This is a genomic window from Vibrio campbellii CAIM 519 = NBRC 15631 = ATCC 25920, assembly GCF_002163755.1.
Taxonomy (GTDB): Bacteria; Pseudomonadota; Gammaproteobacteria; order Enterobacterales; family Vibrionaceae; genus Vibrio; species Vibrio campbellii.
In genome coordinates this window covers 525,608-545,131 of sequence record NZ_CP015864.1, presented here as the reverse complement: position 1 = coordinate 545,131, position 19,524 = coordinate 525,608, and the positions used below count along the sequence as shown (strand labels likewise).

Sequence of the window (19,524 nt, the reverse complement as noted above, 5' to 3'; positions counted from 1 at the left end):
AACGTGTTCTATCAAACCATCGATAAAGACTGGATAGTTTGACAAAACTTTTGGATGTCTTCGAAAAATACACCGCCAAATCATACGGATAAACTACTCACATTGTTCTTAGAGGAGAAATGCGATGCTCTTAACACGTCAATACATAGACAAAGCATTTTGGAAAAAGCTGATTGCGATCGGCGTCCCTGTGTCACTGCAATCCATGCTGTTTTCACTGCTCGGCGCGGTGGACATTTTTATGGTGAGCCAACTTGGTGAATCTGCAACGGCCGCGGTTGGCGTTGGTAACCGAATCTTTTTCTTTAACCTCGCCGTGGTGTTTGGATTGTGTGGCGCAGTGACGGTTTTAGCTTCTCAGTATTATGGCTCTGGGAACCTCTCTGGTATACGCAGAACGTTAGCGCAATCTTGGTTTATTTCGCTAGTGGTGACTTTGCCATTTATTTGGCTGTATGTGGTTTATGACAAAGAGATAGTCTCTTTTATGGCGGACGATCCTGAGTATGTTGGTTAGGCGAGAGATTACTTAGTAGTGACTGGCTTGAGTCTCATAGGTACCGCTATCGTCGTTCCCATTGAGTCGGTGTTGAAATCCGTCGGTGAGGCGAAGATGCCAACTTACGTCAGCATTGCTGCCATCGTTGTGAATGTCTTCCTCAATGCGGTTTTAATCTTTGGCTTACTCGGGTTTCCACAATGGGGTGTGTTTGGGGCTGCTGTCGGTACTTTTATCTCACGCTTTTTCCAAACTGCGGTGCTGGTTTACTTCTTTTGTCGTCGATATTCACATCTGCTCCCTACTCGCTCAGACTGGCTTGAAGGCACAGTAAAGAAGTACCGAAACAAATATTTCAAAGTCTCAATGCCAATGCTTATCCATGATGCGTTGTGGACTGGCGGCTTGATTGTCTACAGCATCATTTACGGCCAATTAGGCGTAACTGAGCTGGCGATTATCTCGTTCCTATCACCCATTGAAGGTGTGTTGATTTCAACGTTTATGGGATTTGCTGTCGCAGCCTCTGTACTTTTGGGTAATGACATTGGCGCTCAAGAATATGACCGTGTAGAGAAAACCGCTTGGTGGTATGTGTTTACCAGCGCTGTACTCGCAACGATATTATTCTTAGTTGTTTGGGCATGTTCAACATTGATTCTGAACTTGCTGGAGATGAGTCCGCTTACCGATAAGCAAATGGCACTGAATGTATGCTTGGTGTTAGCACTGGGTATGATTCTTCGAGTATTCAACATGGTCGGTATTGGCGGCGTGTTGAAAAGTGGCGCTGATATTCGCTATAGCATCTTCATTGATACATTTGGTCAATGGGCGATTGGCATTCCGCTCACTTACTACACCGGGATGGTGTTAGGTTTACCGCTGCACTGGGTGTTGATGTCTCTACTGGTCGAAGAGTTGGTAAAAGGCATTCTGACCACACACCGAATCCAATCTAAGCGTGGATTAACAACATGGTTGAAGATGACTCTGGAGTGACGGCGTAACTATAAAGTTGTGCTATGTTTATACAAGGAAGAGCTAAGATAACTCTCTGTTTTTAATAAAGAGCTTTAAAGAACTCACACCAAAAGGGCACATTCGAAATATCCGAATGTGCCCTTTTTATATTTGGTTTTTCTTGAGTTGAAACCTTTAAAGCTCAGTAAATCGATGGATGATTTGATTCGAGCTGCCTCGCCATTCTAGATTGAGGTCTCGTTTATCTTGCTCGTATTTGCCATCGATTAATGTGTCGATGTATTGCGTCACTTCACGCTGCGCATCGTCGAGCTCTTCAAGCGTGTAACCTGTCCAAACCCAAATATCTTTGCCTAGGCACTCTTCTCTTACGCGTTTTACAAGCTTAAGAATGTGCGGCACGTTCGCTGGATGCAAAGGATCACCACCAGACAGAGATAAACCGCGGCGCTTGATGCGAGTGTCGTTTAGGTCTGCAATGATTTTGTCTTCCGCTTCTTGCGTGAAAAACACACCAGAATCCAAGCGTTGCGTCGACTGGTTATAACAGCCGCGGCACTGGTGTACACAGCCCGACACAAATAACGTGCAGCGTGTACCTGGTCCGTTAACAACGTCGATTGGATAGTATTGGTGGTAATTCATAATCGTGCCTTGTTTTGCTGGCTAGAAAAGAAAATCAACCCACGACAGGTTGATTTTCATTATTGGGTTTGAGCTTAAGTAAACCTTACAGGTGCTTAACTCGACGCTTCACTTCTTCTTGCTTACCGAAGTTAAACGGACGCGCATCTGGGCTGCCTAGGTAGCCACAAACGCGGCGTGTTACTGACACTTTGGTTGAGTCATGGTTGCCACAGCTTGGGCAAGTGAAGCCTTTACTAGTACAGTCAAACTCGCCGTTGTAGCCACACTCGTAACACTCATCAATTGGCGTGTTAGTACCGTAGTAAGGTACGCGGGTGTAACTGTAGTCCCATACGTTTTCTAGTGCTTCAACGTTACGTTGCATGTTTGGGAACTCGCCGTAACAGATAAAGCCGCCGCTTGAGATTTCTGGGTAAGGCATCTCAAAGTCGATCTTGTCGTATGGGTTCACCTTCTTTTCAACATCTAGGTGGAAGCTGTTGGTGTAGTAACCTTTGTCTGTTACGCCTTCAATTACACCGAATTCTTTCGCGTCGATGCGGCAGAAACGGCTACATAGGTTTTCACTTGGCGTCGCGTATAGGCTGAAACCGTAACCAGTATCTTCTGCCCAACCGTTTACTGTGTCTTTCAGGTGCTTGATGATTGCTACTGCTTTTTCACGTAGAACAGCGTCATCGTAAACGTGCGCTTCTGTACCGAATAGCGCGTTGATTGTCTCGTGTACACCGATGTAACCAAGAGAAATAGACGCACGACCGTTCTTGAAGATATCTGCGATTGAGTCGTCTGCTTTCAGACGAACACCACACGCACCTTCCATGTAAAGGATCGGAGCAACACGTGCTTTCACGTTTTCTAGACGAGAGATACGTGTTTCTAGTGCTTTACGTGCAAGACGTAGGCGATCGTTTAGAAGCTCGTAGAATTTCTCTTCACTGCCGTTTGCACGAATAGCGATGCGAGGAAGGTTCAAGCTTACTACACCAATGTTGTTACGACCTTCGTGAATCAACTCGCCGTTTTCTTCGTAAGTACCAAGGAAGCTACGACAGCCCATTGGCGTTTTGAATGAACCCGTTACTTCCACTACTTTGTCGTAGTTAAGAATGTCTGGGTACATACGCTTAGACGCACACTCAAGCGCAAGTTGCTTGATGTCGTAGTTTGGATCTTCTGATTTGTGGTTCAAGCCATCTTTGATGCCGAATACCAGTTTAGGGAATACCGCTGTTTTACGGTTCTTACCTAGACCTGCAATGCGGTTCTTCAGAATCGATTTCTGGATAAGGCGTGATGCGCAGCTTGTACCAAGACCAAAACCGAACGTAACGAATGGTGTTTGACCGTTCGCTGTGTGTAGCGTGTTTACTTCGTATTCTAGAGATTGGAACGCGTCGTAACACTCTTTCTCAGTGCGTGCATTTGCGAACTCTTCTGGTTCAGCAATGTTCCACTCTTTTGCAATCTCTAGGTGTTTCTCGTAGCTTGTGATTACGTACGGTTCTAGAACTTCATCAATACGGTTGATGGTTGTGCCGCCGTAAATGTGGCTCGCTACTTGAGCAATGATCTGTGCTGTTACTGCTGTTGCAGTCGAGATTGATTTAGGAGTATCAATCTCAGCGTTACCCATTTTAAAGCCGTGCGTTAGCATGCCTTTAAGATCGATAAGCATACAGTTAAACATTGGGAAGAACGGAGCGTAATCCAAATCGTGGTAGTGAATGTCACCCACTTCGTGCGCTTGAACCACATCGCGAGGAAGGATGTGTGTCTTCGCGTAGTGTTTCGCTACGATACCAGCCAACAAGTCACGTTGAGTCGGAATTACTTTACCGTCTTTGTTCGCGTTCTCGTTGATTAGGTCTAGGTTACTTTCTTCAATCAGGCCTTCGATTTCGCGAGTGAGTGCATTTTGCTTCTCACGAGCGATGTCGCGATCATGGCGGTATTCAATGTAAGAACGTGCTAGGGCTTTGTAAGGACCTTGCATGAGTTCATTTTCGACTAAGTCTTGAATCTCATGAATGTGAACTTCATCGTGATCCTGAAGCTGCAACTCAACTGCCAGAGCAACATTTAGTGCATAAATGGCGACATCTTTGTCTTTGTTTTCCGCTGCGGCTTCTACTGCTGCTTGGATACGATCCCTGTTGAACGGAGCTCTTGAGCCGTCACGCTTGATTACGATTGGTTTCACTTTTTCTCCTTACCCCAAAATACTCACAGACTTATCCACAAATACACTATATGGGGTTATTTCTTATTCTGATGACACAATATATTGTGGCGTATTTAACGAGAAGCACCAATTGAAAACATTGATTTTGATCAATAAAAAATGGGTAGCGAACAAGAACAAATCGATCTTATTAGCGTTGATCTCAGTTGCGAAGAAAACTGTGAAAATTGCAAAATTGGAGCGAAATCCACTTGCTTTTTTTCGAGGTCTTATAGGATAAAGGATAGAAAGGAATGCGCTAAATAATAGGAGTGCTACAGACCAAAATGCGATCACTTTTTGTTACGACGATATTACTTTTTAGTTCTTTTTCATTTGCTCAAAATTCCGTCAACTTAACCAGCTGGAATATTGAATGGTTATCTATAGATGGTGGAAAAGTGTCGAGAACACTACAAGATTTTGAAAAGCTGAACCACTATGTGGATAAAACACAAGCCGACATTCTCGCTTTTCAAGAAGTCGAGAGTGCTGCTGCTGTCCAAAAAGCCGTTGGCAATGACTTCACTATTTATCTTTCCGATCGTTCAAACGCCTCTAACCGACACCTTCAGTTCAATGACACCAATCAATATACAGGTTTTGCGGTACGTAATGGTGTGAGCGTGTTGGACAAGCCAGACTTTTCTATCACACGAGGCAACAGCAAGCTCCGCTTCGCCAGCTACCTTGTTTTGAATCCAGACCAAGATAACGAAACTCACCTACTCTCTGTGCATCTAAAAGCGGGGTGCAGTGGTGCGTATCGCAATAATCGTGACTGTAAGATCGTGAAACAACAAGGACAGGCACTAGCCAAATGGATAAAAACGCGCGAGGACAACAAACAACAATATGTGGTGCTTGGCGACTTTAACCACAATTTGGGTTATCAAGGAGATTGGTTATGGGACGTGCTATCGGACAATACCAATGCAAGGCTAGTAACCCAAAATACCAAAGCGGAATGTAAAGTACGTTCTAATCGTAATCCGAAGAAAACCCACCAATTCCGCTCTGTGATCGATCACATCATTGTGAGTGGTGATTTAAAGGCGTCGTCTGGTGTTCAAACCGTTTTCAAAACACAAGATGTGCTCGACTACAAACTGAGTGATCATTGCCCGGTTTCAACGACGCTCTCTTTTTAGCGTTTAAGATCTCTTTTTAACGTTAAGATTCTCTTTTTTGCATCAAACAACTCTTTAGCCGCGAACCATTCTTTTAGCGGTAAACGAACCAACCAACATTGCCGCTATAAAGAACAAGACTTGTGTGTTGCCAGTGAAAAGGCTGGCAACCGCAGGACCAGGACACACACCGAGTAAGCCCCACCCAAAACCAAACAGAGCTGCACCACCAACTAGCTTTTTATCTATCGTTTTAGAAGTCGGACAGACAATCTCATCACCAAACACAGATTCGCTTCTTGGCTTTATTAATAAAAGATAAGCAGGAAAGAACACCGCAAGTGCTCCTCCCATAATGAAGGCTAAGCTTGGATCCAATTCTCCGGTAATATCTAGGAAGCCGATCACTTTTGCCGGCTCAGCCATACCGGAAATCACCATACCAATACCAAAAACCACACCAGAAAATGCAACGATGGAAATTTGTTTAATACTTTTCATTACGTGAGTTTTCATAACGACACTATTCCTCACGATACCAGTAAGACGGTTAACATCGCTGCGGCCATAAAAGTACACGTCGCAACGACGGAACGGACAGAGAAACGCCCCACCCCACAAATGCCATGGCCACTTGTACAACCGTTGCCGATACGTGTACCGACCCCAACAAACAAACCAGCTACTACAACTAAAACAAGATTGCCGCTGTACTCAGTTGGTACATGCCCGCCAAGAACATAAACGGCAAACACACCGCCCAATGCCATCGCAATTAAAAACACAATTCGCCAAATTCTGTCGGCATTCTCAACGGCACCATTTAAGATCCCGCTGATTCCCGCGGTCTTGCCATTGAAAAGCATCAATACTACCGCTGATGCGCCAACCATGACCCCGCCCAAAAGCGACACCCAAGAAACTTCAAATATAACAACCACCTGTATAAAGTTCTGAATTACTGCTTACAGAAAACTTGGTTAAACGCTTCGATCAGCGGAGCGACTCTTCCATCAGAAATCGAATAGAACACCTGCTGAGAAACCTTTCGTGCTTTGATGATGTTGTGTTTTCTCAATACGGTGAGGTGTTGTGAAAAGGCAGATTGGCTTAATGTTGAGCCTTCAAACAGTTCACCGACCCCTTTTTCACCTTCAATCAGCTTGCACATCACGATTAAGCGCTCTGGATGAGCCATTATTTTAAGTAGCTCACTCGCTTCGGTCGCGCTTTGTAGCATACTGTCGCCCATTCTTACGCCCCTTCATCAATACGTTAAATTTTATTAGATATTACTAATGAATATAATTAAGTCAATGCTAATGTAGATTATATAACATTAGATAAAGCTAATTCGTTTAAGTGAGGTGTAGGCGTTTTCGATCATTCAGTAGGAGAAATCCATGAGCAAAATCGTGATTATTGGTGGTGTTGCTGGCGGTGCGTCTGCAGCAGCTCGCGCTCGTCGTCTTAGTGAAGACGCAGAAATCATCATGTTTGAACGCGGTCCATTTGTATCATTTGCAAACTGTGGCTTGCCGTACCACATTGGTGGTGATATCCAAGAACGCAGCAAACTGCTTCTTCAAACGCCTGAAAGCTTTTTAGCGCGCTTCAATGTTGATGTCCGTGTGATGAACGAAGTGGTTTCAATTAACCGCCAAGACAAATCGGTTACGGTTAAGAACCTGCTTGATGGGTCAGAATACCAAGAGAACTACGACTTTCTTCTACTCAGTCCTGGCGCAGGTCCAGTTGTGCCGCCTATTCCGGGGATTGATAACCCACTAACGCACTCGCTGCGCAATATTCCAGATATGGATCGCATCATTAAAACGATCGAAACCAACAAAGTTGAACACGCTTCGGTCGTTGGCGGTGGTTTTATCGGTTTGGAAATGATGGAAGCGTTCCACCAGCTTGGCGTAAAAACCACATTAGTTGAAATGGCGGATCAAGTGATGACGCCCGTTGACCGAGAAATGGCAGGCTTTGCGCATGCTGAAATCCGAGAGAAAGGTATCGACCTACGTTTAGGCGTTGCTCTATCTTCTGTTGAGTATGTGGCGAACCAATCTATCGCGAACATAGAAACGGGTGAAGATGACGCACACCAACACCTTCAAGGAAAACTGACGCTGTCTCTAAACAATGGTGACCAGCTTGATACCGATATCCTGATCATGGCAATTGGTGTTCGCCCTGAGACAAAACTCGCACAAGAAGCTGGCCTTCAAATCGGCTCGCTAGGCGGTATTTACACCAACGAGTACATGCAGACCAGCGACCCTTAAATCTACGCTGTTGGTGATGCGGTTGAAGAGAAAGACTTTGTCACTGGCGAACAAACACTTGTTCCGCTGGCAGGGCCAGCAAACCGTCAAGGTCGTATGGCAGCAGACAATATGCTTGGTCGCCAAGAAAATTACCAAGGTACACAAGGCACAGCGATCTGTAAGATCTTCGATTTAGCCGTCGCTTCTACTGGTAAAAATGAGAAGCAGCTTAAACGTGACAACATCACTTATGAAAAAGTGTATGTCCACACAGCAAGCCACGCGAGTTACTACCCTGGCGCAGAAACTGTGTCGTTCAAAATGCTGTTTGATCCAGCAACCGGCAAAATTTTAGGTGCACAAGCCGTAGGTAAAGATGGCGTTGATAAACGTATCGACGTAATGGCAGTTGCACAGCGTGCTGGTATGACGGTAGAACAACTGCAACACCTTGAACTCACTTACGCGCCGCCGTATGGTTCAGCGAAAGATGTGATTAACCAAGCGGCTTTCGTTGCGAATAACATCATTAACGGTGACGCAACAGCGATTCATTTTGATGAAATCGACAACCTGTCAGAAGATCAAGTGCTGCTTGATGTTCGTAATCCGGGAGAATCAGAATCCGTAGGTTTCATTGAAGGCGCGATCAATATTCCTGTCGACCAGCTTCGCCAACGTATGAGTGAACTGCCTAAAGACAAAGAGATCGTGATTTATTGTCAGGTCGGCTTGCGCGGTAACGTCGCTTATCGTCAACTGGTCAACTCCGGGTTTAAAGCACGTAACCTGCTTGGTGGTTACCGTACTTACAAGTTCGCAAAAGCTTAATCTCTAATTCTGCTTAGTTAGACAAAGGGGCACGGTATGTGCCCCTTTCTACATTTCGGATTCGACTAAATGAATAATCTTGGTCGCTTTTTCGAAGTGATCGAGTTGATGAGTTTGAATCCACCAAGTCGCCGCTTCCATCAGTAACTCAGGGTTGTCATTCTTATTAGCGAAAAAGGCATAAAAGGACACGCCAACATTGTCGCCTTTCTGCTCTATTTTCTTCTTACACACCTGAATGATTTTGTCTCTTAACGCGATGTTCATTGCCTTTCCCTTTATCTTTCTCTTTGCGATAGCAAAATTAACCCAAAACAAGAATAACTGTATTTATATACAGTTATTCTTGGTGAGGCAAATAAACATAATCATCTAGATGAATATTCTCGCACGAAGACCAAAACCGCTATCGATTGAGCTAAACCTTTCTTGACGTATCGCCTCAAGCATGGAGATGTTCGACCTTCCAAACCAAATGTAACTTATGATCTCCCGCTAGTGACTCTCGCCAAGGGCGTTTCTCACGAGTATTTCAGCAATGGTGTACTCTTATCGGTAAGGTCGAATTGTAACCTCGTCCATTTGGTAGATGGTTTCTACGTTCGCAGCACCATCAGAGTATGAAACATCAGCTTTGGTCTTTTTCACATGCAGATCCCCTTTCACCCAAATTGGCTCGTAAAGAGAAGTTAGCTTTAAGCCTTTTGGATAATCGACCAAAACAATTTGGTTTGCAGGTGGTGGTGGCGTATGGATGCAAGCCCCCATGGTTGGAACCAGGAAAAACTTTGTGACAACGTCATTATAAAATTCTACTGGCGTTACAAAGCCAGGAATTTCATAAGTGTCTTCTGTTAGCGTTGCGTTTGGCATCGATGCAAGCATGCGACGATGCTCAGTAATTTCTTCGCGCTTTTTGAACAACCATTCAATGTCTAAGTCTTCAGCCTTTAAACTATCTTCTAACTCTTTCATGGTTTGCTTTTGTTGCTCATTAAGATTTTGAGAATCGCGATATCTTGCAAGAGAGCCCAGTTCAAAAAGTTGTTGGTCTGTGAGTTTTACAAATGGGTCTTCAATCTGAGGAACATTCACTGGCAACAATTGCTCCCAGCTTAATTGATCGGCGGATACATTTGTTGAAGCCAGCAAAACTAAGCCAGCCAATAGGTACTTCTTCATACGTTCCCTTGAATAGTTTTTTGTCTTTTAGAGAAAAATTTGGGGACATCCAACGTCCCCAAATAATCGAAACAGTTTACTACAAGGTATTCTTGAGGGTCTTCCCGTCTTTCATAATTACTTTAAATTTATCTTGGAAATGGTTAAGAATTGTGATGTCTTGCAAAGGATTTCCATACACCAGTATCAGCCTCCAGTACTACCACGCCTATTTTCGTATTTTTGTGGATTCATGCGAACAACACAGCACTTCTACGTCCTGAACTCGAAAATAAACAATCATACGTTACCCTCAATTGAAAACGTGGGGCTATTATGCCGCGGCGCAACTCAAATTATTTACCATTTTACGCCATGCCAGAACATTTCAATCCCATCTTTTTGATGTTCAAAATTAGAGTAATTAACCCACCTTGAGCAATTTTAACAATAATAAGAATTTAGACTTTCGGTCATTTCTCACTCATTCACCATCCGTAACAAGCTATCTTTAAAGTTATTTTTTTCAATGAGTTAAGCTGGTTCGCAATTGTATTGTTTGTTTTTTGTCTCGCCGATAGCTCGTAATCTTCGGTTCAAGACAAATGCTCATCCCTTTGAAGCTGAGCAACCTTTTGTTGCAAAACGTATACGCGGGATTGTAATCACGTTTTGTATCACTACAATTCCAAACTAAATGAATAAAGAAACGTTTGTATGCCGAAATTAAATTTAGACAGCGCAAGGAATAGCTCTGCACTCTCTGAGAATGGAACCTGCGAAAAAGTACAATCGGCATTAGAACCGAAATACCACAAGCCAGAAAAGAAACTCTGCCTTAGCGCAGGTCTGACGGAAAAGCACATTGCACGCCGTTGGAAGGTGCTAGAATCCATGACGGACAAAGATCTTCTTCTGGATCCTTTTACTCAATCGCATTACGACCAATACGCCAACAACATCGAACACTTTATTGGTACAGTTAATGTTCCTGTTGGTGTTGCCGGCCCGCTGCGTATTAACGGTCTTTATGCGAACGACGACTACTTAGTCCCTCTCGCAACAACAGAAGCTGCATTGGTCGCTTCTTATAACCGCGGTGCAAACTTAATTACTGCCGCTGGTGGCGCAAGTACCCTCTTGATCAGCGAAGGTGTTAGCCGTACACCTGTGTTTGGCTTCCAATCTCTTGCAGAAGCCGCGCAGTTCGTCAGTTGGGTGGTGACTCAATACGATATCTTCCGTAAAGAAGCAGAATCCACCACCACGCACGGCAAGCTAAAAGACATCAACGTGAATATTGAAGGCAATCATGTTTACTTGGTGTTTGAATACGTGACGGGCGATGCGTCCGGTCAGAACATGGTGACCATCGCGACACATAAGGTATTCCACTACATTCTCGAACACAGTCCTATCGCTCCGGTTGATGCTTACCTTGACGGCAACTTGTCTGGTGATAAGAAGGCCAACGCTCACACCTTGCGTTCCGTTCGCGGTAAAAAAGTATCCGCTGAAGTGACGATTCCTGCGGCTTTGGTTGAGAAATACCTGCACACCACGCCAGAAGCCATGGTCAAATTTGGCAAGATGAATACGGTCGGTGGCTTACTAAGTGGCACCATAGGTATTAACGCACACTACGCCAATGCCCTCACCGCTTTGTACATCGCATGCGGCCAAGATGCGGCTTGCGTAGCAGAATCTGCGGTTGGTATTACTCGAATGGACGTGGATTCTCAAGGAAACTTGTATACCTCTGTCACCCTGCCAAACATCATGGTTGGTACTGTAGGCGGTGGTACTGGCTTGCCAACTCAAAAAGCGTGTTTGGATATCCTTGGTTTGCACGGCAATGGTAAAGCAAAGGCGTTAGCAGAAGTCGCTGCTGGTCTGTGTTTGGCTGGTGAGCTTTCAATTGTTGGTGCATTCTGTGCCGATCATTTCTCTCGTGCACATCATAAGCTAGCAAGAAAGTAACAGCTCGAAATCTAGGAAAGCCACTCTTTGCCATTCATAGAGTGGTTTCTTTTACTACATGCCGCTAATGGCACCTCAATCAAACACTGTACAACCCCCCAGTAACCACGAACATTTCGCCTTTGGCGAGCAGTATTCCCTGAGTAACACTGGATTGAGCCATTCCTCATTCAAAATTCCTTTAAAAGCTCACACCAAGGCAACTAAGCGTTATGTCATTTACCGTACCTTACTCAAACTTGACGAAAACGTTCTCGCTACCAAAGTATGAATTCAAAAAAGTTTCATATTTTATTTGAGCCAACTCACATCAAAATACTCAATTACTATTCAATTACTTATCATTATTTCTTGTGAAAAATTAAGCTTCCACGCGACTATTTTCTGTAATTAACAACTTTGATAGCAAATTTTACCGTCTATAATCCGTTCTGCAGCTGCTTGATTTCACTAAATTTATTAATTAGCTCACCATGAGCTTCATTACTCCCGTTAAATGGATTTAAGTCGTTCCTTTGGGTAAGCGAGTTAACTATGAGACGTCAGAAACAGAATGAGATTTCTTGCTGGGTATTAGGCTTTGTTGCCATGCTGCTTTTCTTTGTTGGGCCAGTATCGGCTGACGAAGACGATCCAGATCTACCTACTGCACGCTTTTTATATCAAACCACATTTGGTCCTACTCCTACTTTAATCGACCAGGTCAACCAGACCAATTACGAGGACTGGATTTCAGAACAAATTCTTCTCCCACCGACTTATCACAGTGATCTTTACTTCACGCCCTTTAGTAAAGGGGCTCAAGCAAACCGTGAAAACGCTTGGTATCAAATCGCCCTCACCGCAGAGGATCAACTCAGACAACGCATGGCCTTTGCCCTTAGTCAAATCCTGGTTGTATCTAAGCATGGTGGTATTCTGAGCAGCAAGCCTGAAGGTCTCGTGAATTATTATGATCTACTGGTTGAAAACGCGTTTGGGAACTACCGGGAGTTACTGCTAAAAACGGCAAAGCACCCTGTTATGGGGAACTATTTGTCGATGATGGGCAGCGCCAAAGAAAACGTAAACACTGGTGCGCTTCCAGACGAGAACTTTGCTCGCGAACTAATGCAGCTTTTCAGTATTGGTTTGTATCAGCTCAACCTAGACGGGAGCATTAAATACGATCAAAAAACGGGGCATGCTCTCGCAACTTACACGCAAACCGACATCCAAGAGCTAGCTCGTGCGCTAACTGGTTGGAATAAATCGGATACTGCGTTCGTTTTGCCGATGCGAGTAATTAAAAATCGGCATGATACGAATGAAAAAACGGTACTGGGCACTACCATTCCTGCAGGTCTAACCGCGGAGGAAGAGCTTGAGCGAGTGGTCGATACTTTAATGAGCCACGATAATATTGCTCCTTTTATCTCTAAGCTGCTCATCCAACGTTTTGTGACGTCAAACCCTACGCCGGGATACGTAGCCCGAGTAGCAACCGTGTTCAATAACAATGGCCACGGCACCAAAGGCGATCTTGATGCAGTTATTCGCGCCATCTTACTTGACGATGAGGCTCGGGGGCTGACTCAAGTTCGCCCTATCAAAGTGAAAGAGCCAATCTTAGTTCTTACCAATTTCCATCGTGCTGCAGGGTTCACGCTTAGTGCAGCTCGATACGATGGCGCCGTTTCAGTGATGAACATCGCCAATCAAGGTCCGTTGCGCTCACCTTCTGTATTTAACTTCTATTCACCCGATTACCAACCTTCGGCAGACTTTGTCTTTAACGGTATAGTTTCTCCTGAGTACGAGTTACTGGATTGGTCTGTGTACACAGAGTCGGTTAACTTCATGCTTTACAGTGTTCGTAAGGGAGAGGGCTCGACCTACACACTCGACATGACAGAGCTGTACGCGTTACTCGACGATCATGACGCGTTAGTTGAAGCCATCGATGCGCGCTTCTTTGCAAGTACAGCGTCACCACAGCTGCAACAAAACATGCATAACGCATTGAATGAGTACGAAACCAATTATGTTCCCACCACCAAACTTGCCTTAGTGATTTTCACCGCAATTTCTGGCAGCGAATTCTACATTCAAAATTAGGGGTGAATTATGAAACTATCACGACGCAATTTTATGAAAGGAACCGCTTCTCTGGGCGCATTCGCTTCCGTTGGGCTTCCCGGCTATGCCTTGGCTTCACCAAGTAATGATTTTCGTGCTCTAATCTGCGTGTATTTAGATGGCGGCAATGATGCAATCAATACATTCTTACCTCTGTCTGATTTTCATTACGACCAATACGCGAATGTTAGAGGCAAACTTTCCGTCGCTAAAAACAGCATCACCCCCATCGGGTTGAATGCGGAAGATAGACAAGGAAATGATGTGCCGTTAGGCATGCACCCTAAGTTGGCTCGATTGACGGAGCTGTTTGACAACGGAGATGCAACTGTTGTTCTTAATAGCGGAGTTCTTGAACAACCCATGACTAAGGGAATGATCGACGCGGGTGAAGTCCCGTTACCCGACCAGCTCTTCTCCCATAACTCACAAACCAATGCCTTGATGCGCGGCGGCATGAATTCGTTCGCTAATCTTGGCTGGGCAGGCAGAATGCTTGATGTGATGAGTTCACATTCGGACATCACGCCACTATATAGCGTACACGGTGATTCTTTGTGGTTGCGCTCCCTTGAACACAGACAAACGGTTCTTAAGAAAGACCGAGCGGTTCAATTGAGTGCGCTTGGGAATCCTCGTTACAAAGAAGTGTACGATCAGCTTCTTGCTACTTCTGCCAGTAACCCTTTCAGTGGTCATTTTAATCTGATGGTCGATGAGTCAATGACCATGAGCGGTGTTTTAGCGGAACAACTGCACAACGTAGAAAACGCCCCGTTGTTCACATCGACAACGCTCGGTAAACAGATGCAAACGGTCTACAAGTTGATCGCAAGCCAAAGTCATTTAAGCCAGCAGCGACAAGTTTTCTTTGTAAAACATACGGGATATGACGTTCATGATTCTCAGCTTTCCAAACACCCTGCGTTACTTGGCGATCTAGCCACCAACCTATTGGCCATGTATCGTGCAATAGATGCTTTGGGCACGCGTGACAATGTCACTACATTTACCATGTCTGACTTTGGCCGCCGGATGACAAACAACGGTAATGGTACCGATCACGGTTGGGGTGGACATCAGTTGGTTATGGGTGGTGCGGTAAAAGGCTCGAAGCCGATTGGCACTTGGCCTGAATTGGTGTTAGGTGGAGAGGATGACTATTCGAAAGGGCGTTTGATTCCTAAAATCGGAACCGACCAAGTAGGATCAACTCTAGCGCAATGGATGGGTATTACCGATGGTGCAGCGTTGGATTACGTGTTCCCTAACATCCGAAATTTCTCGTCACCAAACCTTGGCTTTATGTCTTAATACCTCTGGAACTAGAAACTAAAAAGGGAGCGATATGCTCCCTTTTTATGTGATGCTAATACAAGCGCTTATGCGTCATCACCACGAGGGCGTTCATTACATAGCTTGATTGCTCGCTCTAAAAGCTCAAGTGCTGTCTTATCGCTTTCAGGTAGCGCTGCGTCACTTTCAGCAATAGGCGTTACGCGGTCACCCCATTTCAGTACCGCTGCACCCCATGTTAGACCAGCACCGAACGCTGCTAATAGCATGTTGTCGCCTGGCTTAACACGGCCTTGTTCTAGCGCTTCACACAGTGCGATTGGCACTGTCGCTGCTGATGTGTTGCCGTAGTTTTGGATGTTCACAAACGCTTTTTCTTGTGGAATACCAGAAAGGTCACACAGCGTTTGGATAATACGAATGTTTGCTTGGTGCGGGATTACCACGTCGATTTGATCTGTTGTTAGTTCAGAAGCTTTCAGAACCGTTTTCGCAGCCAGACCCATGCCTTTAACTGCGCGTTTGAAGATCTCTTGTCCGACAAAGTTGAAGTCCCAGTAACCGTTATCTTCAGCAAAGCGATCCATACATGTACCAAACTTAGGCACGGAAAGAATTTCACGACCTTTCGCGTCACAACCAATTTGCGATTGCAGTAGACCGGTTTCTTGTTCTGTACGAGTCAGAACAACTGCCCCTGCACCATCGCCGAACAATACAGCAGTATCGCGCATTGCCCAGTCAATGTAGAAAGACAGGCGCTCAGCACCAATAATGATCGCGTTACGGTAATTACCTGATTGAATCAAACGTGTGCCAGTTTCTAGGCCATACACAAAGCCAGTACATGCTGCGTTTAAATCGAATGCGGCAGCAGAACGGATACCAAGGTTCTGTTGTACTTTAGACGCAATGTTTGGGATAAGTGAGTCAGGAGAGCAAGTCGCAACAATGATTAGGTCGATGTCACTCGCTTCTACACCTGCACGGGCCATCGCATGTTGCGCAGCGACCGTTGCCATATCCGACGTGTTTACGTGGCTAATACGACGGTTTTCGATACCAGTGCGGGTGCGAATCCATTCATCTGAAGTTTCAAGGAAAGTGCTAAGGTCATCGTTAGAGAGCGTAGCTGGTGGAAGACATTTTCCCCAACCGGTAATTTCAGCGTAGTAATTTGTCATCGCAGACCTATTTATTGTTGTATTTTAATGAAATTTCTTAGAACCTGTTCGGGTCCAAATACAGACTCGCCGTCTTATATTTCGGCAGGCTAAAAAATAAGTATACAAATTATGAGGCTGACTGGTAAGTCATGTTTTCATGAAGTTGTCATAAAGGAAGAAGTCATGTCATCGTTTAAAACTCGTTGTCCGTCTTGTGGCGGTTTAAATCGTGTCCCTAATGAGCGAGTTGCAGAAGCTGCTAGTTGTGGTAAATGCAAGAACGCTCTATTTGATGGTTCACCGGTAGAAGGCACTATCGATAACTTTTCGGCGCTGCTAGAGAGCAACACGCCGGTTGTGGTCGATTTTTGGGCACCGTGGTGTAACCCTTGTGTTGGTTTTGCTCCTGTTTTTGAGGATGTCGCGCAAGAAAAGACCGGAAACGCACGTTTTGTCAAGATTGATACCGAAGCGCAACAACAGTTGGCTGCGCAATATGGTATTCGTAGTATCCCAACCATTATGGTTTTTAAGAACGGCCAACGCGTCGACATGATCAACGGCGCCCTACCAAAAACTCAATTTGATCAGTGGTTAAATCAAGCACTTAGCAAATAAATCTCTTCGCCAGCCTTATTCTTAGGCTGGCGTTTTTATTCAGCTTTTCTTCATAGAATTTCGATAAATTTCTTTTGTCGAAACGACACAAATATATCATTTTACTTGCCTATTAATTAGCCTCATATTCGCGCCGAATAAACCCTGATTTTCACTTAACTTATAGGCGCAAAACATTGGAAAACACAGCCATTCCTTCAGTATCACCACGAGTCACAGTTCCTGTCGTAGCACTGTCTCTTTATGCGGTGGCATCAGGCTATTTGATGAGCTTGATCCCTCTTATGCTTGGTGAATACAACATCTCTGCTGATTACGCGAGTTGGTTGGCGAGTGTGTTTTATGGCGGCCTATTAGTTGGTGCTATTTTCTTTGAGCGTATTGTTCGTCGTGTTGGACACCGCAAAGCGTTTGTCGGCTGTTTGGCGACCTTCTCACTGACGATCGTTGCCCTTCCACTAATTCCAAATGGCATGGTATGGCTGGCTGCACGTTTCATCGCAGGTATGGCGGTTGCTGGCGTATTTGTGATTGTGGAATCATGGTTGATGTCCGGCGATGAGTCTTCGCGCGCAAAACGCTTAAGCCTTTACATGCTATCTCTATACGGTGGCTCTGCTCTTGGTCAGTTTGGTATTGGTATCCTAGGTGTAAGCGGCGGCGTTCCTTTTGTTGCGATCACCACTCTGATCCTAATGGCAATTCTGGTTTTGCTTTTTATTGATTGCGAACAGCCAAACAGCCATGAATCAACAGCACTATCGTTTAAGCAAATTTCTAAGCTAAGCCACGCAGCCATCATTGGTTGTATTGTTTCGGGTTTAACTTTGGGTGCAATCTACGGCCTGATGCCAGTAGAGCTTGCAAACCGTAAGATTAGCCATCAAGACATTGGGACGTTGATGGCGCTTGTGATCCTTGGCGGTATGCTGGTTCAACCTATGGTTACCACGTTAAACAAATACATGGCTCGTACTGTATTGATGGCGTTTTTCTGTATCCTTGGTATTTTTTCTATCGGCCTGACTTTTGTATCTTCATCAGCGGTAGTACTCGCAGCGGCACTGTTCCTATTGGGCATGGCGACATTTGCACTATACCCAATCGCAATTAATCTGGGTTGTGAAGGATTAGAAGAGCGTTTCATCGTGTCCGCAGCGCAAGTTATGTTGTTCAGTTACAGCGTGGGTTCAGTGGCTGGCCCAGTGGTTGCTGATAAATTCATGGGTCAAATGCACGGACTGTTGGGTTACTTGTTCGCCGCTCTGCTTGCGACTTGTATCTACATGCTCATCGCAGCAACTAAGTCAAAACACCAAATGGCTGCTGGGCTGTAATATCGACAAAACAAAATATAAATACAAAAACGAGGGACTATCACCCTCGTTTTTTATTTTCCATCCGCTTATGGCGATTCGAAGCATTAGCTACGGGCTTTTTCGGATCATCACGTTTCTCGTGCACTAAATGCCGTATTGCTAGAATTGGGTGCTTAAGCAGCATTCTCGGCCCCGAGTAACGCATTACTAAACGCATTTGCTCTTTAGGCTCTGGCTTGTAACAGTGAATCGGACATTTGTTGCAAGTCGGCTTGTCTTCTCCGTAAGGGCAACGATCAAGCCGTACTTCCGCATACTCTAACAATTCGCGACATTCTGAGCATAACTCACCTCTTGTGCCATAGTGATCTTTACAATAGACCTCCACCATCGCCTTAACGGTTTTTAATTCTGTGGCGAGTTTGCCCAATAAAATGTCGCCCATTCTTTTCCTCTAGCTAACGCGCCGTTGATTGCTGCATCTTAATCGAAGCTTATCTGGTTACAACTTCATGGTGTAGAGTTGCAGAGTCCGGCCATTATCGTAAGTCTGCTCGACGCGTTCAAACTGAAACCCCAATTTTTCTAGTAAACTTATACTACGAATATTGTCATTACTGGTGATGGCGACTAAGTTTTCTATTTTCATTTCATCACGAGCAAAACCCACAACGACACGAGCGGCTTCTGCAGCGTAGCCTTTACCATAAGCACTCGTTAAGTAACCGTAGACAATATCAAACGCAGTTAATGTGTCACGCTTGACCAAACCACAAATACCGATGGGTTCTCTTTCGTGCTTGGTTTCTACCACCAGCAAGCTGACTCCTTTGAGCTCTTGCATGCGTAGCATGTTGTCATCGATATAACGCTCAGCTTCTTCTAGGGTTCGAATTTGCTTGTCACCAACGAAGCGATAAAAATCCGGTTGGTTATAGAGTTCTAAAATAAACGGCGCATCTTCTACACTGACAAGACGCAGTGTGAGGCGCTCAGTAATAAGTGTTTTCATAGGAAATCCATTAGGGTTGTAACTTGACGGAAAAATCACTATCCTGCTTCGCTAAATTAAAGGACCAACACCATGAACCGCAAGAAGAAAATCAACTCGATCTTGAAAGCGAAGTTGAAAAAACAAAATGCAAAGCTTCATAAGAGCAACAAGCCTCGCTACATCTCAAAAGCAGAACGCGCGAAGATGGAAGCCGAAGAGCAAGCAAACGAGCAAACTTCACAAGTAGCTGAAGAGACTCAAGCAACAGATGAAGCATAAA

At 44.8% G+C, this 19,524-nt stretch carries 17 protein-coding genes and 2 pseudogenes; 9 read left to right on the top strand and 10 right to left on the bottom strand.

Going from position 1 to position 19,524, the window contains the following annotated elements:
* The first annotated feature begins 124 nt into the window (after nt 1-124).
* A pseudogene (locus A8140_RS18225) lies at nt 125-1,509 on the top strand (MATE family efflux transporter).
* Nucleotides 1,510-1,657: 148 nt separating this feature from the next.
* On the opposite strand, the gene nrdG reads toward A8140_RS18225, so the two are convergent.
* Nucleotides 1,658-2,128 carry an anaerobic ribonucleoside-triphosphate reductase-activating protein gene (gene nrdG / locus A8140_RS18220; RefSeq protein WP_005536085.1) on the bottom strand — a complete coding sequence of 157 codons (471 nt, stop codon included), beginning with the start codon at nt 2,126-2,128 and terminating at the stop codon, nt 1,658-1,660.
* An 85-nt stretch (nt 2,129-2,213) separates the two neighbouring features.
* Nucleotides 2,214-4,334, bottom strand: coding sequence for an anaerobic ribonucleoside-triphosphate reductase (gene nrdD / locus A8140_RS18215; protein ID WP_005536087.1), 2,121 nt, complete (start codon nt 4,332-4,334; stop codon nt 2,214-2,216).
* 308 nt (nt 4,335-4,642) lie between these two features.
* Between nrdD and A8140_RS18210 the strand changes: the two genes are divergently transcribed.
* Entirely contained in the window at nt 4,643-5,506 is an 864-nt protein-coding gene (locus tag A8140_RS18210; protein ID WP_005536091.1) for an endonuclease/exonuclease/phosphatase family protein, read from the top strand.
* Between the two features lie 54 nt (nt 5,507-5,560).
* Here A8140_RS18210 and A8140_RS18205 read toward each other — a convergent pair whose 3' ends face one another.
* The 3 genes from A8140_RS18205 to A8140_RS18195 are packed head-to-tail and all read right to left on the bottom strand — an operon-like array spanning nt 5,561 to nt 6,737.
* The gene (locus tag A8140_RS18205; RefSeq protein WP_005536093.1) at nt 5,561-6,001 is read right to left on the bottom strand and encodes a YeeE/YedE family protein; all 441 of its coding nucleotides are present in this window, start codon (nt 5,999-6,001) and stop codon (nt 5,561-5,563) included.
* A gap of 14 nt (nt 6,002-6,015) precedes the next feature.
* Nucleotides 6,016-6,417 carry a YeeE/YedE family protein gene (locus A8140_RS18200; protein WP_033000633.1) on the bottom strand — a complete coding sequence of 134 codons (402 nt, stop codon included), beginning with the start codon at nt 6,415-6,417 and terminating at the stop codon, nt 6,016-6,018.
* Between the two features lie 26 nt (nt 6,418-6,443).
* A complete protein-coding gene (locus tag A8140_RS18195) occupies nt 6,444-6,737 on the bottom strand; it encodes an ArsR/SmtB family transcription factor (protein ID WP_005536098.1) in 294 nt (97 codons plus the stop codon).
* Between the two features lie 151 nt (nt 6,738-6,888).
* Here A8140_RS18195 and A8140_RS18190 point away from each other — a divergent pair.
* Nucleotides 6,889-8,592 (top strand): annotated as a pseudogene (locus A8140_RS18190) (FAD-dependent oxidoreductase).
* 48 nt (nt 8,593-8,640) lie between these two features.
* Here the strand turns inward: A8140_RS18190 and A8140_RS18185 are convergent.
* Together A8140_RS18185 and A8140_RS18180 are read right to left on the bottom strand one after the other, a co-directional pair.
* On the bottom strand, nt 8,641-8,859 hold the full coding sequence (locus tag A8140_RS18185) for a DUF6500 family protein (RefSeq protein WP_005536101.1): 219 nt from the start codon (nt 8,857-8,859) through the stop codon (nt 8,641-8,643).
* A gap of 282 nt (nt 8,860-9,141) precedes the next feature.
* Nucleotides 9,142-9,774, bottom strand: coding sequence for a DUF3299 domain-containing protein (locus A8140_RS18180; protein ID WP_005536104.1), 633 nt, complete (start codon nt 9,772-9,774; stop codon nt 9,142-9,144).
* Between the two features lie 696 nt (nt 9,775-10,470).
* On the opposite strand from A8140_RS18180, the gene A8140_RS18175 reads away from it, so the two are divergent.
* The 3 genes from A8140_RS18175 to A8140_RS18165 all read left to right on the top strand — a co-directional run bounded on the left by A8140_RS18175 (nt 10,471) and on the right by A8140_RS18165 (nt 15,165).
* Nucleotides 10,471-11,733 (top strand): hydroxymethylglutaryl-CoA reductase, encoded by a 1,263-nt coding sequence (locus A8140_RS18175; protein WP_005427148.1) that lies wholly within the window; start codon nt 10,471-10,473, stop codon nt 11,731-11,733.
* A gap of 534 nt (nt 11,734-12,267) precedes the next feature.
* Nucleotides 12,268-13,830: a DUF1800 domain-containing protein gene (locus A8140_RS18170; RefSeq protein WP_005532159.1), complete on the top strand. Its 1,563-nt coding sequence runs from the start codon at nt 12,268-12,270 to the stop codon at nt 13,828-13,830.
* Between the two features lie 9 nt (nt 13,831-13,839).
* Nucleotides 13,840-15,165, top strand: a complete 1,326-nt coding sequence (locus A8140_RS18165; RefSeq protein ID WP_005532157.1) for a DUF1501 domain-containing protein — start codon at nt 13,840-13,842, stop codon at nt 15,163-15,165.
* 68 nt (nt 15,166-15,233) lie between these two features.
* On the opposite strand, the gene A8140_RS18160 is transcribed toward A8140_RS18165, so the two are convergent.
* Complete coding sequence (locus tag A8140_RS18160) at nt 15,234-16,331, bottom strand: ketoacyl-ACP synthase III (RefSeq protein WP_005532156.1); 1,098 nt, start codon at nt 16,329-16,331, stop codon at nt 15,234-15,236.
* Between the two features lie 165 nt (nt 16,332-16,496).
* Here A8140_RS18160 and trxC point away from each other — a divergent pair, with 165 nt between their 5' ends.
* Nucleotides 16,497-16,931, top strand: coding sequence for a thioredoxin TrxC (gene trxC, locus A8140_RS18155; protein ID WP_005532152.1), 435 nt, complete (start codon nt 16,497-16,499; stop codon nt 16,929-16,931).
* A gap of 176 nt (nt 16,932-17,107) precedes the next feature.
* Nucleotides 17,108-18,268, top strand: a complete 1,161-nt coding sequence (locus A8140_RS18150) for an MFS transporter (RefSeq protein ID WP_005532149.1) — start codon at nt 17,108-17,110, stop codon at nt 18,266-18,268.
* A gap of 40 nt (nt 18,269-18,308) precedes the next feature.
* Here A8140_RS18150 and A8140_RS18145 read toward each other — a convergent pair whose 3' ends face one another.
* Nucleotides 18,309-18,695: a nitrous oxide-stimulated promoter family protein gene (locus tag A8140_RS18145; protein WP_005532146.1), complete on the bottom strand. Its 387-nt coding sequence runs from the start codon at nt 18,693-18,695 to the stop codon at nt 18,309-18,311.
* A 57-nt stretch (nt 18,696-18,752) separates the two neighbouring features.
* Nucleotides 18,753-19,262, bottom strand: a complete 510-nt coding sequence (locus tag A8140_RS18140; protein ID WP_005532142.1) for a GNAT family N-acetyltransferase — start codon at nt 19,260-19,262, stop codon at nt 18,753-18,755.
* 72 nt (nt 19,263-19,334) lie between these two features.
* Between A8140_RS18140 and A8140_RS18135 the strand changes: the two genes are divergently transcribed.
* On the top strand, nt 19,335-19,523 hold the full coding sequence (locus A8140_RS18135; RefSeq protein WP_005427046.1) for a DUF2986 domain-containing protein: 189 nt from the start codon (nt 19,335-19,337) through the stop codon (nt 19,521-19,523).
* Nucleotide 19,524 lies beyond the last annotated feature (1 nt).

Bases quoted from the DNA above. Each gene is read 5' to 3' on its own strand.
- A8140_RS18205 (WP_005536093.1), bottom strand. From the start codon at position 6,001: ATGAAAACTCACGTAATGAAAAGTATTAAACAAATTTCCATCGTTGCA.
- A8140_RS18165 (WP_005532157.1), top strand. From the start codon at position 13,840: ATGAAACTATCACGACGCAATTTTATGAAAGGAACCGCTTCTCTGGGC.
- A8140_RS18180 (WP_005536104.1), bottom strand. From the start codon at position 9,774: ATGAAGAAGTACCTATTGGCTGGCTTAGTTTTGCTGGCTTCAACAAAT.
- A8140_RS18140 (WP_005532142.1), bottom strand. From the start codon at position 19,262: ATGAAAACACTTATTACTGAGCGCCTCACACTGCGTCTTGTCAGTGTA.
- nrdG (WP_005536085.1), bottom strand. From the start codon at position 2,128: ATGAATTACCACCAATACTATCCAATCGACGTTGTTAACGGACCAGGT.
- A8140_RS18170 (WP_005532159.1), top strand. From the start codon at position 12,268: ATGAGACGTCAGAAACAGAATGAGATTTCTTGCTGGGTATTAGGCTTT.
- A8140_RS18185 (WP_005536101.1), bottom strand. From the start codon at position 8,859: ATGAACATCGCGTTAAGAGACAAAATCATTCAGGTGTGTAAGAAGAAA.
- A8140_RS18175 (WP_005427148.1), top strand. From the start codon at position 10,471: ATGCCGAAATTAAATTTAGACAGCGCAAGGAATAGCTCTGCACTCTCT.
- A8140_RS18160 (WP_005532156.1), bottom strand. From the start codon at position 16,331: ATGACAAATTACTACGCTGAAATTACCGGTTGGGGAAAATGTCTTCCA.
- trxC (WP_005532152.1), top strand. From the start codon at position 16,497: ATGTCATCGTTTAAAACTCGTTGTCCGTCTTGTGGCGGTTTAAATCGT.
- A8140_RS18135 (WP_005427046.1), top strand. From the start codon at position 19,335: ATGAACCGCAAGAAGAAAATCAACTCGATCTTGAAAGCGAAGTTGAAA.
- A8140_RS18195 (WP_005536098.1), bottom strand. From the start codon at position 6,737: ATGGGCGACAGTATGCTACAAAGCGCGACCGAAGCGAGTGAGCTACTT.
- A8140_RS18145 (WP_005532146.1), bottom strand. From the start codon at position 18,695: ATGGGCGACATTTTATTGGGCAAACTCGCCACAGAATTAAAAACCGTT.
- A8140_RS18210 (WP_005536091.1), top strand. From the start codon at position 4,643: ATGCGATCACTTTTTGTTACGACGATATTACTTTTTAGTTCTTTTTCA.